The sequence below is a fragment of the Maribacter litopenaei genome, from assembly GCF_025244665.1.
GTDB classification, from domain to species: domain Bacteria; phylum Bacteroidota; class Bacteroidia; order Flavobacteriales; family Flavobacteriaceae; genus Maribacter; species Maribacter litopenaei.
On record NZ_CP104205.1, the window covers coordinates 3,214,628 to 3,231,559 of the forward strand.

Consider the following 16,932-nt stretch of genomic DNA (forward strand, 5'->3'; position numbering starts at 1 on the left):
GGTATATGCTAGAAGTTGTAGACTACCTCTAATTTGTAATCTTTTAAAGCCTTTTTTGCCTTTTCAAAATCCTCGGTGAATCCAAGAAAGTAGCCACCACCACGCGAACCACATAATTTTAGGTAATAGTCATTTGTTTCAATTCCTTGTTTCCACAAATCGTGAAATTTGGCCGGAATCATGGGCTTAAAATTGTCAAGCACAACATGTGAAAGCTTTTTAAGATTACCAAAAAGTGACTTAACATTGCCATTTACAAAGTCCTCTACGCAGGCATCGGTGTGCTTTATGAATTGGTCCTTCAACATTTTTCTGAAACCTTCGTTCTTCATTTGTTCCATAAAAATTTGAACCATAGGAGCGGTTTCCCCAATAGACCCACTATCCAACAAAAATACGGCTCCCTTGCCCTCCATGTTTTGGGAAGGTATGCTAGTAGATTCAATATTGTCCTTGGAATTAATAAGAATCGGCAGACTTAAATAACTGTTCAATGGGTCCAATCCGGAAGATTTACCATGAAAAAAAGACTCCATTTTGCCAAAAATAGCCTTTAAGGATAATAGTTTTTCCCTGGTCAAGTTTTCCAGAACCGTTATCTTTTCATTGGCGTATTTATCATATATGGCCGCTACCAAGGCACCACTACTCCCAACACCATAACCTTGTGGAATGGAACTATCAAAGTACATACCATCTTCGATATCCTGATCCATAGAAGCAAAGTCAAAGGAAACCAATTCCGGTTCCGTAATACTCAATTCTTTAAGATATGAAGCAAATTTATATAAGGCCTCATTGGATTTTATGGCTTTTTCAGAGTTATCATTGTTTTTCAACGCACCCTTAAAAAAATTATATGGAATAGAAAGTCCTTTTGAATCTTTAATAATTCCATACTCCCCAAAAAGAAGAATCTTCGAATAAAATAATGGTCCCTTCATTTGTCTTTGTAAACCGTCTAGGTCTTAATACTCTTAAATATAGATAACTAAAGTGCAAAATTTGCACTTTTTATTCAAATAAATTAAGTGTTTTGCGCAAATTAATAGTTCGAAAACGTTCAAATTAGTGTACGAGTATAAAATTACACATCTAATTTTACTGCTCCCTGCCCAATTCGATCACAAATATACTGTTGGTTTTCACAGTATGCAACTAACTCATTCACAATAAATTGATACACTTGTTCCTTTTCGCTTTCAGGGTAAAGCACATGAACATTGGCTCCAGCATCCAACGTAAAACAAATATGCAAACCGGTACGCTCTCTAAATTTCCATATTTTATTGATAATTTCTAAAGTATTTGGCTTCATGAGAATGAAGTAGGGATCACCCGTCATCATAATGGCATGTAAGGTCAGGGCTTCACTTTCAATAACCCTAATAAATTCCATTAAATTTCCTGTTTCCAATATGGACTTTATGCGAGTAAGGTTATTGTGAGCTTGTTGAAAACGTTGATTCGCAAATGGATGGCCCTTTACCAAATCATGGCCAACGGTGCTACTCACTTGTTTTTGACCTTTATCAACCAAAAGAATGGTATCGTGATAATTGTTGAATACTGGATGTATTTCAGACCCTAATCTTACACCATAAAAATCAGTGCTATTTGGAATAATATCATGGGCTCCCCATGCTACCAAAGGGCCTTCAATACTCCTGCAAGCACTGCCGAGCCTAATCGTGCTAAAAATGACGCTTTTTTTATAAAGAAGTTTTCATCCATTTCCGGTCGGTGCAGCCGTTCAATTTCCATAAGACATAGAGACATTGCCGACATACCGCTTGCTGATGAAGCAATTCCACTGCTATGGGGAAACGAATTAGTGGATTCAATGACAAAATGATAATGCCCTAAAAAAGATAGATAAGGTGCAATTCTCTTGAAAAACGATTCGATTTTAGGCCTAAATGATGGCTTTGGACTACCTTCGAAAAAAAAATCGAAAGAGTATTTATTCGTTGGTTTATCCAGTCTTTTAAAAGTTATTTTGGTAGTGGTAGCACAAGCGCTCAATGTGAAGCTGATAGAAGGGTTTGCAGGAATTTGACCTTCTCTTTTACCCCAGTATTTTACCAAAGCAATATTACTGGGAGCTTTGTAAGCTACTTTTCCTTCCGCTATAGGGATAATAGTTACAGAAGGAATAAAATCTTTTTCTATCATTAAACCGGCTATTTCCACAAAGATAGTTTTTAGCCAGGACCAATAAAAATAAATGATTATTTTAGGGCATGAACCCAACCCTGATTAAAAGAAGATTTACCTACATTTTTATTAGTGTTGCCGTGTGCCTCATTATTGGGTTTTTATCCAGCGTAGTCACTCAGAGTTCTGTGAACGACTGGTACCTTACGCTGAACAAACCTAGCTTTAATCCTCCCAATTGGGTATTTGCACCTGTTTGGACTACTTTGTACATTTTGATGGGGGTCTCCGCTGGATGGGTATGGTCCAAAGGGTTTCATCATAAATGGGTAAAGACTGCACTGTATCATTTTGGATTCCAACTATTGCTAAATGCATTATGGAGTATCGTATTTTTTGGTCTTCAGTCGCCATTTTGGGCTTTGTTGGTTATCCTAGCGCTTTTGGTCATGATCATTTTTACCATCAAATGGTTTAAATTGGTGAGTAAAGTAGCGGCGATTTTATTACTACCCTACTTAGCATGGGTATGCTTTGCGACACTTTTGAATTACAAAATTTGGGAACTTAATTAGTACTGCCCATTTCCAATAATTTCATTAAGGTTCTGTGGTTGCGGGTTGTGGCTTCCAATTTTAATTTACGTTCAACAAGATTGTTATTCAATTTGGCATTTCCATAGCCATTTTTGCAGCACAAGTAGAGACAATCGTCAACGAGCTCCCATTCTTCATTAGGATACTCTTCTAGCCTGAACGAATCGACCCTTTCCTGTTTTGGTTTCCCGAAAAGCATGATAAAATATATTCTATTGGATTCTAGATCTTCCTGATTAGTAAACGGATTTTGGTTGACGATTTTATTTAAATCCTTAACGGACTTTACCAAAACTGGAACATCAAATCCAAAATGGGCCTTTACAATTTCCTCTAGTGACAGTTTAAGTTCCTTTGCCGATACATCTGCCTCTTCAAAAACAACGTTTCCACTTTGGATATAGGTTTTTACTTCACTAAACCCGTTGCTCGACAAGAGTGAACGTAATTCTGCCATGGGTACTTTTCTCTGCCCACTTACATTGATTCCTCTTAAAAAGGCAACATATCTATTCACGATTTTTAAGTGTTTTCGAAACTGTTTACAATTCCCTTGGCCGCCAAAAAACCACTTGTCCAGGCATTCTGAAAGTTAAAACCTCCTGTAATGGCATCAATATCAAGAATTTCCCCTGCGAAGAATACATTTGGGAGTATTCTACTTTCAAAAGTCCTAAAATTTATTTCTCTTAAATCCACGCCACCAGCTGTAACAAATTCTTCCTTAAAGGTACTTTTCCCATTAACATAAAAAAGACATTCAGTTAATTGAACCGTCAATTCTTGTAAGAGGTTTTTGTTTATTTCCGGCCAAGTGAGCTTGTCATCTATACCAGCCGCCCGGATCAAATTGCACCATAACCTCTTGGGTACATCCACAACTTTTGTCCTGAGGATAGTCTTTTTCTCAACCTGTTTTACCTTCATGAGCAATTCCAATAATCCATTAGGATGATATTCGGAACCCAATTCACCTTGATTTTGAATTGATAGTTATAAGATTCCAATAGCCTTGCTCCCCAAGCAGAAAGTTTCAAGATTGCGGGATCGCTCATTCCCCAATGTGTAATTAACAAAGGACCTTCAGAAGAAAGAACTTCGTCTTGCATTGTAAGATTGTCCCTAAAATGCTTTTTGTTATCCAAAACGGATACTTCTGCATATGTACTAAGACCAGGAATATTATTAATGCGATTGTCCTTTATATTGAAGGTAAAAAGCGAAGGCACGGGTGGAACAATAGTGTGTCCCAATTCCGTCAAAAGATTCCAAATTTTGGTATTGCTACCCGTGCAAAGCAACAGTCTTTTTGTATTTATTGATTTATTTGAGGTTGCAATTTTCCAATAGTCCTCACTTTTAGTAGTAACAAATTCTAAGCCCGTGACCGTGCATATTTTTATGGTTTCTATCCCTAACCTACGAGCCTCCGAAGTAAAACAATCTACGATTGTCTGAGAAGAATCGGAAATAGGAAACATTCTCCCATCCTCCTCAATTTTTAAGGTAATGCCCCTTTTTTCAAAAAAGTGGATTGTATCTCCCGTTGCATAATTATGAAAAGGTCCTAGCAATTCTTTTTCACCTCTTGGATAGTTGGAAGCTAATTCCTTAGGGTTAAACTCGGCATGTGTAACATTACATCTGCCGCCACCTGAAACCTTTACCTTGTTAAGTACTTCCTTACCACGTTCTAGTATGGCAATTTTTAAATCGGGTCTGTCCTCGGCAATATGGATAGCTGCATAAAAGCCTGCCGCCCCACCACCGACTATGACCACATCATACATTAGCGAGCTCTTCCTGGATAATTTGTGATAATACCGTCGACTCCAAGTCGTTTCATGGCATCAATATCAAAATCCTCATTCACGATCCAAACATATATTTTCAGTCCGGCTTCCCTAATTTCATTAACATTCTCCAAATCAAGCCTTTTATAATAGGGGTTTATGGCAACGGCGTTCAATTCCTTGGCCGCAGATATGGCATCAACGGGGTTTTCTTCTGTTAAAACTGCTATCTGAACGTTTGGATTCAATCTCCTCATTTCCGTTAGCTCGTCCCATTTAAAACTTGAGATAATAAAGTTCTCAGGTGACCATCCATTCTTCTCGATATAATAATTTATAATATAGTTCACCCTATCCGCTGTATCATCGCCCTTCAACTCGATGTTCAAAGCCACTTTATTATCAATAAGCTTTAATACATCTTGTAGCATAGGAATTTTATGCCCTCCATCTACAACTAATTTCTTTAGGTCTATATAGTTATAGTTTTCAATTCGCCCAGGACCATTTGTCAATCTATCTACCGTTTCATCATGAAAAACTACAATTTCGCCACTCTTTATCTTGAAAACATCTATCTCTATCATATCCACTCCCAAATCAATAGCTTTTTGTATGGATGCTAAAGTGTTTTCCGTTTCATGTCCCATGGCTCCCCTATGACCTATGACCAATGGTTGTTTCATATTGCAAGAAGCTAAAGTTAAAACGCTAATTAAGATTAATATAAGTTTATTCATTGCCTATTGTATTTCAAAAATAAATGATTCCAGTGGTTCAAGACGCACATCAATATGACCGCCCTTATTAATTATGCTCAATTTACTTTTTTGGCCATAGAGCATTTCCTTTAGAATGTAATGACCATCCTCCAGCGCCCAAAGTTCAATCAAATCAGTTGGAAGTTTTAAGTCAAAAGTAAATGATTTATGTTCTTCGAAATTTACGACAATAATCAGTTTTTGATTTTCGGTGCATCTTACGAATGAAAGCACCCTATGATTATAATTTTGGGTAAGCTCCTTGTTGTAAAAATGAATTTCTCGATATTCTCCCATCAAGGCCTCGCTTTCCAGGGTAAAATTCAATAGTCTTTTGTAAAAATCACGTAAGTCACTTTCCTGTTCGCTTAATTGACCCCCATCAAATTTTTTGTTGTTTACCCAACGTTGGTGATGCGGTACCCCAACGTAATCAAAGATCGAGGTTCCGGACGAGCTTCCAAAACCCGGATTTTCCGCTGCTGGCTCACCTACTTCCTGACCAAAATATATCATCAATGGAGAACTACTTATTGTAGCGGAAACCACCATGGCCGGCTTGGCAATCTCTGCCCTTCCGACAAACTCAGGACTTGCGATGCGTTGTTCATCATGGTTCTCCAAAAAGTGTAACATGTGATGTTCAATATCTTTGAGGTTATTTTGTACCACGGGAATGTGATCGGACCATCCATAACCTTTCATAATATGTTTAAGCCCATCATAAAAATCAACCTTGTCATACAAATAGTCCATTTTCCCTTTATGGATAAAAGTTCTGTATAAATCAGGATTATAGACTTCGGCCATTAAAAAGGCATCTTCATTTCTCATCTTTATATAGGAGTTCATAAAACTCCGGAATTCAACAGGGATCATTTCGGCCATGTCATATCGAAACCCATCCACACCAAAATCCAACCAATAAAGGGCAATATCCCTAAATTTTATCCAAGAATCGGGCACATCCCTATGCTGCGAGAACCTAAAGTGTTCCTTATAGTCCTTTTCACCAAAATCATAAGGCAAAAGATCAAAATCCAAACCCCCATCAGGTTTAATCCCATAATTCACTCGGATCGTTTCGTACCAATCGTTCATATCGGGCTTAGGGCTTCGAGATCCATTCCCTGTCCATTTAGCGGGTTTTTCCTTCAAGGTTCCAATGGATTTATTTTTTTCACCTCCCAATGGCCTATATCCATCCTTCCAGTCTGGTACTTTAAAGCTAGATCCTGGGATGTAATAGAAATTATTGTTTTTTTGATATTCCTTATCTGTATCGTCATCGGCACCAAAACTAGTGGCGCCATCAGGATTGGTAATACTATGATAAGCCCTGGCCACATGGTTTGGTACTATATCTATTATAACCTTCATGCCATGCTTATGGGTCCTTTCTATAAGTTCCTTGTATTCTACCAATCTATTGGACGGATCTATGGCCAAATCAGGATTCACATTATAATAATCCTTAACTGCATAAGGAGATCCGGCTCGACCCTTCACCACATTTGGGTCATCGTTAGAAATACCATAGTCCGTATAATCCCTGATTACCGCATGATGTGGAACCCCAGTGTACCATATATGGGACACCCCTAAATTCTTGATTTCGGATAAGGCTTTGTCATCAAAATCCGCAAATTTTCCAACACCATTTTCTTCAATGGTTCCCCAGGGTTTGTTCGTGGTTTTTGTATTACCAAAAAGCCTGGTAAAAACATGATAGATTACAACCTTGCCCCTCATTTTCCGTTCGTTATTTCCAACTTATATGATAACGCCTGCCTATTAGTTAACATTTAATGAAGTATTGGGTAAGAGCTCATATTCCTTACCCCTAACCAAAATGGAAATACCACTATCCCCATCCAAATCAAAAGTTAGTCCTTTGGTTGCAACTTTCACCTTAATTATTCTATTTCTAAAGTTGACCTTAAACGAATATGCCTCCCATTGCTCAGGGATTCTAGGCTCAAATGACAATAGATCATTAACAACACGCATTCCACCAAATCCTTCAACAATACTCATCCAGGTACCCGCCATAGATGTTATATGCAGACCTTCTTCCACTTCCTTATTATAATCGTCCAAGTCCAATCTAGAAGTCCTTAGATAAAAGGTGTAAGCCTGTTCCATCCTTCCCAGTTTGGCCGCCTGAATACTATGCACACAGGGGGATAAGGATGATTCATGTACGGTAAAAGGTTCGTAAAAATCAAAATGCTTCTCGAGTTCCTCTAAGGTAAATCTATCTTCAAAAAAGTAAAATCCCTGAAGAATATCTGCCTGTTTTATGTAAGGTGATCTTAGAATGCGGTCCCAACTCCATTTTTGGTTGATTGGTCTTTGGGTCCTATCCAATTCACCCACTTTGACCAAATCCTTATCCAAAAAGCCATCTTGTTGAAGATAGACTCCATATTCATCTGAATAGGGAAAATATATATTATCGGCAACGTTCTTCCATGATTCACACTCGGTTTGTGTAAGATTGGTCTTTCCAACAATCCTATCGTAGTCCTCCGAATAACCTTCCTTGATTTTGGACAGTTGTTCCAAGGCAAAATGGATACACCATTGGGCCAAATAATTGGTATACCAATTATTGTTCACATTATTTTCGTACTCATTGGGCCCAGTTACTCCTAAAATGACATATTTTTTTCGGTATTCAGAAAAATTAGCCCGCTGATGCCAAAAACGGGCAATACCAATAAGTACTTCCATTCCCATTTCGGGATATAACTATAATCACCAGTATATCGGTAATAATTATAAATAGCGAAAGCTATCGCACCATTTCTATGGATTTCCTCAAACGTAATTTCCCATTCATTATGGCACTCCTCCCCATTCATGGTTACCATTGGATATAGGGCCGCACCATTTGTAAATCCAAGTTTTTCAGCATTTTCTATGGCCTTTTCCAAATGGTTGTACCTATATTTCAATAATTTGCGGGCCACTATTTCGTCTTTTGTGGCCATATAAAATGGAATGCAATAAGCTTCCGTATCCCAATAGGTACTCCCTCCATATTTTTCCCCAGTGAATCCTTTTGGTCAATGTTCAATCCGGAATCAGTACCTAAATAGGTTTGGTTTAACTGAAAAATATTGAAACGGATTCCCTGTTGCGCCTTAATATCACCCTGAATACCTATGTCGCTCATCTCCCAAATCTTGGCCCAAGATTCCTTTTGTTTTTCCAACATTTTTGCGAACCCAAGATTGGAAGCCTTGTCCAATACGTCATTGGCCGCTACTCTCAATTTTTCTTCAGCATGATTTCGTGATACGGTATACCCACCAAATTTTGTCAAGATTAGTTGCTGTCCCTTTTCTACTTTCTGCGAAAACTTTAAGGCTACAAAATTGTCCGTGGATTCATCCAAATTTGCAGATATATCAGTACCCTTATATTCCAAACTAGCCTGCATAAAGGTGCAGGTTTTAAAATTGGTTTTCATCGTATGGGCTTCTATGAAAGCCCTATTACCCGTTGAGGACACGTTGGTGGTATTCCAAAATTTATCATCCCAATTACTATCTTCATTGGTAATACCACTATCCAAATATGGGAGAAAGGTAATCTCGCCATCCATATTCTTTAAGGTAATATTGAACGAAATGGCACCCACCTCATCCATTTCCAAACTTAAGAATCTAGTGATGCTTACTTGGACTTCGGCATTATTTTTCAAAATGGCATCAAAACTTCTATTGTACCAACCTTCTTTCATGTTCAATTCACGCCTGAAGTCAGATACCTTTTTACAAGTCGCCAAATCCAATTCCAACTCATTGACAAATACCTTAATACCAATCCAATTAGGAGCGTTCAATACTTTGGCAAAGTACTCGGATATCCATTTTTCCACCATCCAACCCGAGTTTTATCAGGATAATAGACTCCAGCAATGTAACTTCCTTGAAAGGTGTCACCAGAATATGTTTCCTCAAAGTTGGCCCGCTGTCCCATGGCCCCATTACCTATACTGAAGATACTTTCTGAGGATTTTACTCTTTCCGCATCGAAACCCTCTTCTACAATGGATCACTCGTTAGGTAGTATATAATCCTGATTCATAATTTATAAGAGTGTAATAAATTTAAAATTAGACCTATAAAATATTCCTATTTTAGTAGGGTCTCTAAAAAGGAATCGCTCATTTCCGTAAAATCGTTAAAGTTATAATCGGCTTCCACCAATGTATCCGAATCCCCAATACCAATACTGGTCATTTGAGCTATATTGGCGGCTTGAATCCCCGCAATTGCATCTTCAAAAACGACGCAATTCTTTGGTTCTACATTAAGATTTGAAGAAGCTATCAAAAAAACTTCTGGATCGGGTTTCGCCTTGGTAACACTATTGCCATCCACGATACTGTTAAAATAGCTTAGAAGTCCTACTTTTTCCAATATTGGCTTTGCATTCTTACTTGCGGATCCCAAAGCGATAGGTAGGTCCCTTGTTTTAAGGAACTCTAGGACACGGGGCACATCCGCTAAAATCTCTGATGCATCCATTTTATCAATAAAGTCTAGATAGTCTTCATTCTTTTCAATCATCCAGCGGTCGAACTGTTCCTGTGTCGCATCGATATCACCTATCTCCAAAAGTATCTCCAAGCAGCGCTTCCTACTAACGCCTTTGAAAAGTTCATTTTGTTCCAAAGTAAATTCAAAACCCAATTCATTGGCCAATTTTTTCCAAGCCAAGTAATGGTATTTGGCGGTATCCACAATAACCCCATCCAAATCAAAAATAAAACCCTTTCTTTTCATAGGGGCAAAAATAACTAATTGATAGTGGAATCTCGATGAATTAAGGTGGCGGAAATTACTTCTGTTTTATAATTTCCTTCTAAATCGTTTTCGATTCGATCTATCAATAATTTTGCTGCGGTTTCACCCATCCTTTCACCATGTTGTGCAACAGTTGACAACTTTGGCGTTGAATATCTAGACAATATCCCATTAGTGAATCCAATAAAGGAAATATCTTCAGGCACTTTTTTTCCCTGTCTTTGAACCACATCCATACATTTAATCGCGAAAATTTCATTGACACATAATACGGCATCAATTTCATTACTTTCAAAAAATTCCCAAATGGGAATCTCATCCTCACTCTCATAGGGCAAGGTTAGCACCAAATTCTTCTCAAGTTGTAAATCGTTTGAAATCAAAGCTTTTTCATATCCCTGTGCCCTATCGGAACTTACATTAAAGTAACTCTCCGTTGTAACCAATGCTATCTTTCTTTTTCCGGAATTAATCATTGTTTCCACTGCCTCAAAGGCAATTTCTATATCATTAAGGATTACCTTATCACAGGCTACTTCATCAGAGACCCTATCAAATAATACCATGGGAATACCCTGGTCCATTATTTCTTGTAGATGATTGAAATCATTCCTTTCTTGTGTTTCGGCCGAAAGTGACATTATAATTCCGTCGATACTGCCATTAGCCAAAAGCTCCATATTTAATACTTCCTTTTCAAAGGACTCATCAGAAACACATATCATTACATTATAGCCTCTCTCACCGGCATAATGCTCAATTCCCCTAAAAACCGTAGTAAAAAAATGATGTACGATATCGGGTATGATGACCCCAATATTTTTGGTCTTTTTATTTTTTAGGCTTAGGGCAATATTGTTAGGCCTATAATTATAAAGTTTTGCGAATGCCTGAATCTTCTCTTTAGTCTCCCTACTTATTTCCTCACTGTTCTTCAACGCCTTGGAAACAGTAGAAACGCTGACGTCCAATTCCTTTGCTATATGTTTTAAGGTTACTCTTCTTTTCAAATCGTCCTTTATTTATTGGTCCCTAAATTTGGGGAATTTACTTAAAAAAAGCTTAAAAATTCTACCCCATATAGAATGGACCATTTTTATATTATCTTAATGATTTTATAACAAAACTTTAAGAAAAATAAAATTTATATATTTGTTCAAAATTGCAATTTCACATTATTAGGTATTTATTTTTGCGAAATGAATAAATTAAGAACTTGAGGAATTATGAATCTATAATTTTAAAAGTTATTAACACGAAACCGTTTTCGCTGCCCTTGTATTTGGCTTCTAATGTTGTTTATTGCTTTTTTTACATATTTTTAACGATTGAAATTAATTAAACTCAACTTAAATTAACATTTTATGAAGATTACGCTACTAAAAAGTTTGGTTGTTCTAGGGGCCTTTTTGTCCTTTGGTATAGCTCAGGCTCAGGAGGTTTCCGGTACCGTTTCTGACGCCAGTGATTCCCTACCGGGTGCCAGCGTTGTTGAAAAAGGCACCACTAATGGAACCCAAACAGATTTTGATGGTAATTTCTCGATTACGGTTGGAAATGATGCCATACTGGTGGTAAGTTACATCGGTTACAAATCGACCGAGATCGCCGTAAATGGTCAAAGCACGATTAACGTAACTTTGGAAGAAGATGCTCAGGCGTTGGAAGAGGTCATCGTTGTTGGTTATGGTAGCCAAGCCAAAAAAGAAATTACTACGGCAGTTACCAGTGTTAATGCGGAAGACTTTAACCAAGGGGTGGTTCAACAGCCTGCTCAACTTCTACAAGGTAAAGTTGCAGGATTAACTGTTGCCAACCCCGGTGGAAACCCCAATCAGGCTCCTACCATACGTTTGCGTGGTTTATCCACTGTTGGTGGTAACCAAGAGCCACTTGTGGTAATTGACGGTATATTAGGCGGGTCCTTAGATAGCGTTGACCCTGCTGATATTCAGAATATTACAGTATTGAAGGATGGCTCCGCCGCTGCAATTTATGGTTCACGTGCCTCTTACGGGGTTATCGTAATTACAACTAAAAGCGGAAAAAGTGGTCAACCGCTACAAGTCACTTATAATGGTCAATTCGGTGTCTCAACAATTGCCAATCAAATAGAAATTATGAATCGCGAGGAATTTTTGGCCGCGGGTGGAAATGACTTGGGAAGTGACACAGACTGGAGGGATGAAGTTACTCAAACAGGTATGGCACAAGTACATAACGTATCCGCGTCCGGAGGTAGTGAAAACATGACCTACCGTGTCGCAGCGAACTTTAGGGATACCGACGGTATTTTGGTAAACTCCGGTTTTCAACAAACTAATTTTCGTACAAACTTTACAGGAAGACTATTTGATGATAGACTAAAAGTAACAGTAAATACCGCACTTACAACTAGAGATTCGCAAATTGGGTTCAATGAAGCACTACGTTATGCGACTAGCTACAATCCTACTGCACCAGTCTTTGGTGACGATGCCCCTTTCGCATTCAACTCCGCACAATTTGGTGGTTATTTTGAGACACTAGGACTTTTTGACAGTTTCAATCCAGTAGCTATTGCTAAACAGAATAGAAACGATTTGGCTAGTACAACATTGAACTATAATATTAACTTGGATTATAAGATTTCCGACGCCCTTTCAATTAATGTGAATTATGCGAAAGAAGATGTAAAAGAGGACCGAAATCAGTACTATCCAACTACCAACCTATGGAGAGGTAATGCTTTAAGTCCAACACGTAGAGGACTGGCAAACTTTGGAAATAGACAACGTAACTTTACTTTATTTGAAACCTATGCTACATATAATAGTAATGTTAGCGACTTGGTTAATTTAACTGTTACAGGGGGGTATTCCTTCCAAGAAACTGATCAAAACTTCAATTTCTTCTCACTTGGAGATTTTCCTGCCGGTGTGGATTTCGACTTCAGCAATAGAATTCAGGATGCCCAAGATTTATTGGAAGGCGGAAGAGTTGTAGCAAGTAGCTCAAGACAGGATGATGACCGTATCATTAGAATGTTTGGCCGTGTAAACGCTACGTTTGATGATGCCATTTACCTGAATGCTGCATTAAGCCGTGAAGGTTCTAGCCGTTTCGGATCCGAAAACCAATGGGGTATATTCCCTGCGGTTGCAGTAGGTGCCGATTTAAATAAGTATTTGAATCTAAACAATGTTAATCTTTTAAAAGCCCGACTTGGATGGGGTGTTACAGGAGCAAACCCACCACAGGTAGGTTTGGCGCAACAGATTTACAACGTACAAAATGGCGCTGATGGACAAAGTGGAGCTGCTACAACACAAAATGGTGGTCGTGCAGCTAACCCTGACTTGAAATGGGAAGAAAAATCTGAAATCAACCTTGGTTTTGAATTTGCGACAGACCGTTTAGGAGCAACCCTGGATTTCTTTACTAGGGACATAAAAGACTTCATTATTCTTGCCAATGTTGAATCTTCTGAATTTGATGGATTTAGCCAACGATGGGAAAACGCAGGAACACTAGGCGTTAACGGTGTTGAATTATCTATCAACTACGACTTGATCAATCAGGAGAATTTAAAGTATAATTCTGGTCTTATCTTTACACATAACAAGACTATTTTGGAGGAAAATCCACAAGGGGATCAAGTATTAGGAAACCTTGGAGCACCAGGTCAAAATAACACTTTTGTAATTCGTGTTAAGGAAGGTGAGGAAGTAGGTCAAATATGGGGGCCAGTATGGTCCGGGGAACTTGATGCTTCCGGAACACCAATCCTGAGCGATATAAATGGTGATGGAAATTTAGTGACCGGTCAAGGTAGTGCTCTAGATGAGGATGCAGACTTTAGGGTATTGGGTACAGGTCTTCCAGATTTTGAATTGGGCTGGACCAACCAAGTTACTTTTGGCAATTGGGATGCCAATGTCTTCTTTAGAGCCGTTGTAGGTCATAGTTTAGTGAACAGCTTCAGGGCCTTTTACGAACCGGTCATTGGGTCACAAGCATCCTACAACTTTGTAAATACAGCAAATGCCAATCCAGCAATTAAAACGGCTCAGTTTAGCGACTACTACGTAGAAAAAGCTGATTTCCTACGTTTGGATAACATGTCCGTAGGATATAACTTTGACTTAAATCCGAGATAGTTATATCAAGGGATTGCGACTTTCCTTGGCAGGACAGAATTTATTTACCATAACGGGATACGACGGTATTAACCCTGATCCAAATTTGGCAGATGGTGGCGACCTTGGAGATTTAAGGTCTGCTCAACCTAATCCACTTGTACCTGGTATTGAAAGGAGAGAGGCCTACTTTACCTCAACAACCATAACACTTGGATTGAATGTTAATTTCTAAAAAAAATACTATGAAACGATTTATTAAAATAACATTGGCAAGTATAGCATTGATTGCTTACTCTTGTACCGATTTAGACGATGATTTAGAAGATTCCCTAACAGAGGAGTTTTCCATTGAGGGTGTATCAACAGGAGGTTCCGGTGGTAGCACTGGCCCCCTTTTAAGTGCCTATTCAAGACTTAGAAATGGATCAGCTGGTAATACAGGTTGGTTTGCTACACAAACCGTTACCTCTGACGCAATAGCCGTAGGTCAAAAGGGAGGTGACTGGTTCGATGGTGGTATATGGATACAACTACACCGCCATACCTGGGATGCCGCCCATGAGCGTATTGGTGAAACTTGGAACGACGCCTATGGTGGTATCGGAGAAGTAAACTCCGCCCTTGAGAGTGGAAACCTTGATGCCAACCAAACAGCTCAAGCTAGGGCTTTACGTGCATACTTCTACTATAGATTGTTGGATACTTTTGGAAGGGTGAAAATTGTTACCGTTTCAGGTGAAGACCCACCTCAAGCAGATAGAGCTGAAGTTTTTAGTTTTGTTGAGAGTGAATTGTTAGCAGCATTAGGTATTCCAGCAGTCACAGCTGCGATGGATTTAAGTGGAAGCCCTTTAGGTACCACAATAAACAATTACAGAATCAATCAATATGCGGCTTTGGGCTTATTGGCCAAATTATATTTAAACGCAGAAATATATACCGGTATTCCTAGATACATGGAGGCTGATTGGGCGGCTACATATATCATAGATAATAGCCCTTATATTCTTTGTGACGACGGATGTGTTTCTCCGAACCTAGCCAATCGCCCTGAAGTGGATAGCGACCCTGAAAACCTTGTGGGGTACGCAACCGTTTTTGCACCTAACAATGAGAACAATCCTGAAATCATTTGGTCTATAGAATACAATAGCGTTGGTCTTGGTGGAATGAATTTTAGCCAAATGACCTTGCATGGACCAAGCCAGTTAACTTATGGTTTGGATGCGGCTCCATGGAACGGTTTCCAAGTGTTGGAAGAATTTTACAACAGCTACGAAGATGGTGATGCAAGAAAAGAAGCCAATTTCTTGGTAGGTGCACAGACAGACTTTTCAGGAAATGCCCTTATTGATTTCGCTTCCGATGATGATGACCTTCAAGTGGTTTATACTCCTGAAATCAATGAATTGGAACCAAATTCGATCAGACAGTCGGGAGCACGTATGAAGAAATTCAGTTTTGAATTATTGGGTAGGCAGGATATGAACAACGACTACCCAATCATACGACTAGGCGATGTTTATTTGATGCGTGGTGAAGCTCGTGCAAGAGCGGCAGGTGATTGGAATCAATCTTTACCAGATGTCAATGCAATAAGATCAAGGGCTGGGGTAGCTCCTCTTTCATCAATAGATGCAGCAGGATTTTTAGCAGAAAGAGGTCGTGAAATGTTCCAAGAGTCAAGCAGAAGAACAGATCAAATCCGTTTTGGAACTTTTGACGATGTGTGGTGGGAGAAAACAAACACAGATACCTTTAGGTCATTAATGCCAATACCTATTGCTCAAATTAATGCATCTGATGGAACATTGACTCAGAATCCTGGTTATTAATCTTATTTTAAGTTTTATACTAAAAAGGGTTGTTCGTTAGAGCAGCCCTTTTTTAATAAGATTTATACCTTTGTCCAATGCGACAAAAGCTCGAAAATCGACTATTTCCAAGCATGAAGGTTCACTATTCCCTTGCATTACAGCTTTGCACCATACTATTGCTCAATGGAGCTATGTCAAGTTGTAAAAAAAAGGGGTTTCAAGAACCAAGTCCATTGTTTGTTTTACGAGATAGCTCAATAGGTATTTCTTTCGAAAATGAATTGATCTATGATGAACAGTTCAACCCGTACCTGTATCGCAATTTTTATAATGGTGGAGGTGTTGCATTAGGTGATATTAATAATGATGGCCTAGTGGATGTTTATTTTACTGGCAACATGGTCGATAATAAACTATTTCTAAACAAGGGCAATTGGGAATTTGAAGATATAACAAATAAAGCGGGTGTAGCATGTCCAAAAGTTTGGTCAACTGGAGCAACATTTGCGGATGTTAACAATGATGGTCTTACTGGATCTTTATGTCTGTAAGGCAGGCAAACCGGAAGGACCTAATAGGTACAACGAACTTTTTATAAATAATGGCGACCTTACCTTTACCGAATCTTCTAAGGAATATGGTCTCGGACATTCAGGGACTATCCGTTCATTCCGCCTTTTTTGACTACGACAAGGACGGTGACCTCGATGTTTATATTCTAAACAACTCACTACGTTCTATTGGTGGTTTTGATTTGAAAAAGGACTTACGAAAAATTCCGAGATGAAAACGGTAATAAGTTTTTACGAAACGATAATGGCAAATTTACGGATGTTACCACTGAAGTCGGTATTTTCTCCAGCAAAA

The 16,932-nt window shown here is 38.6% G+C and carries 14 protein-coding genes and 2 pseudogenes; 6 read left to right on the forward strand and 10 right to left on the reverse strand.

Annotated features, from left to right (window positions below; genetic code table 11):
* Window positions 1–8: 8 nt before the first annotated feature.
* On the reverse strand, window positions 9–944 hold the full coding sequence (locus NYZ99_RS17410; protein ID WP_260572483.1) for a mevalonate kinase family protein: 936 nt from the start codon (window positions 942–944) through the stop codon (window positions 9–11).
* A 143-nt stretch (window positions 945–1,087) separates the two neighbouring features.
* A pseudogene (locus NYZ99_RS17415) lies at window positions 1,088–2,175 on the reverse strand (diphosphomevalonate decarboxylase).
* A gap of 68 nt (window positions 2,176–2,243) precedes the next feature.
* On the opposite strand from NYZ99_RS17415, the gene NYZ99_RS17420 reads away from it, so the two are divergent.
* Window positions 2,244–2,732, forward strand: a complete 489-nt coding sequence (locus tag NYZ99_RS17420) for a TspO/MBR family protein (RefSeq protein WP_260572484.1) — start codon at window positions 2,244–2,246, stop codon at window positions 2,730–2,732.
* Here NYZ99_RS17420 and NYZ99_RS17425 read toward each other — a convergent pair.
* The 8 genes and pseudogenes from NYZ99_RS17425 to NYZ99_RS17455 all read right to left on the reverse strand — a co-directional run bounded on the left by NYZ99_RS17425 (window position 2,725) and on the right by NYZ99_RS17455 (window position 11,137).
* Window positions 2,725–3,270, reverse strand: a complete 546-nt coding sequence (locus NYZ99_RS17425; RefSeq protein ID WP_260572485.1) for a DUF1697 domain-containing protein — start codon at window positions 3,268–3,270, stop codon at window positions 2,725–2,727. The two genes, NYZ99_RS17420 and NYZ99_RS17425, sit on opposite strands and share 8 nt — an antisense overlap.
* Before the next feature lie 5 nt (window positions 3,271–3,275).
* Window positions 3,276–3,722 (reverse strand): NAD(P)/FAD-dependent oxidoreductase, encoded by a 447-nt coding sequence (locus NYZ99_RS22255; protein ID WP_338039083.1) that lies wholly within the window; start codon window positions 3,720–3,722, stop codon window positions 3,276–3,278.
* Entirely contained in the window at window positions 3,677–4,543 is an 867-nt protein-coding gene (locus NYZ99_RS17430; RefSeq protein WP_338039084.1) for an aminoacetone oxidase family FAD-binding enzyme, read from the reverse strand. Before NYZ99_RS17430 ends, NYZ99_RS22255 begins: the two co-directional genes overlap by 46 nt.
* Window positions 4,543–5,232, reverse strand: a complete 690-nt coding sequence (locus tag NYZ99_RS17435) for a glycerophosphodiester phosphodiesterase (protein ID WP_260572486.1) — start codon at window positions 5,230–5,232, stop codon at window positions 4,543–4,545. The genes NYZ99_RS17430 and NYZ99_RS17435 overlap by 1 nt, the downstream gene beginning before the upstream one ends.
* A gap of 57 nt (window positions 5,233–5,289) precedes the next feature.
* Window positions 5,290–7,059: an alpha-amylase family protein gene (locus NYZ99_RS17440; RefSeq protein ID WP_260572487.1), complete on the reverse strand. Its 1,770-nt coding sequence runs from the start codon at window positions 7,057–7,059 to the stop codon at window positions 5,290–5,292.
* Window positions 7,060–7,101: 42 nt separating this feature from the next.
* Window positions 7,102–9,369 (reverse strand): annotated as a pseudogene (locus tag NYZ99_RS17445) (glycoside hydrolase family 65 protein).
* Between the two features lie 83 nt (window positions 9,370–9,452).
* Window positions 9,453–10,106 (reverse strand): beta-phosphoglucomutase, encoded by a 654-nt coding sequence (gene pgmB, locus NYZ99_RS17450; RefSeq protein WP_260572488.1) that lies wholly within the window; start codon window positions 10,104–10,106, stop codon window positions 9,453–9,455.
* A 14-nt stretch (window positions 10,107–10,120) separates the two neighbouring features.
* Window positions 10,121–11,137 carry a LacI family DNA-binding transcriptional regulator gene (locus NYZ99_RS17455; RefSeq protein ID WP_260572489.1) on the reverse strand — a complete coding sequence of 339 codons (1,017 nt, stop codon included), beginning with the start codon at window positions 11,135–11,137 and terminating at the stop codon, window positions 10,121–10,123.
* A gap of 354 nt (window positions 11,138–11,491) precedes the next feature.
* Between NYZ99_RS17455 and NYZ99_RS17460 the strand changes: the two genes are divergently transcribed.
* The 5 genes from NYZ99_RS17460 (at window position 11,492) to NYZ99_RS17480 (ending at window position 16,852) form a co-directional block, all read left to right on the forward strand.
* Window positions 11,492–14,266 carry a SusC/RagA family TonB-linked outer membrane protein gene (locus tag NYZ99_RS17460; RefSeq protein WP_260572490.1) on the forward strand — a complete coding sequence of 925 codons (2,775 nt, stop codon included), beginning with the start codon at window positions 11,492–11,494 and terminating at the stop codon, window positions 14,264–14,266.
* 13 nt (window positions 14,267–14,279) lie between these two features.
* Entirely contained in the window at window positions 14,280–14,480 is a 201-nt protein-coding gene (locus tag NYZ99_RS17465; RefSeq protein WP_260572491.1) for a hypothetical protein, read from the forward strand.
* Window positions 14,481–14,490: 10 nt separating this feature from the next.
* Window positions 14,491–16,083, forward strand: coding sequence for a RagB/SusD family nutrient uptake outer membrane protein (locus tag NYZ99_RS17470; protein WP_260572492.1), 1,593 nt, complete (start codon window positions 14,491–14,493; stop codon window positions 16,081–16,083).
* A gap of 113 nt (window positions 16,084–16,196) precedes the next feature.
* Window positions 16,197–16,616 (forward strand): FG-GAP repeat domain-containing protein, encoded by a 420-nt coding sequence (locus tag NYZ99_RS17475; RefSeq protein WP_260572493.1) that lies wholly within the window; start codon window positions 16,197–16,199, stop codon window positions 16,614–16,616.
* Between the two features lie 50 nt (window positions 16,617–16,666).
* Complete coding sequence (locus NYZ99_RS17480; protein ID WP_260572494.1) at window positions 16,667–16,852, forward strand: hypothetical protein; 186 nt, start codon at window positions 16,667–16,669, stop codon at window positions 16,850–16,852.
* Window positions 16,853–16,932 lie beyond the last annotated feature (80 nt).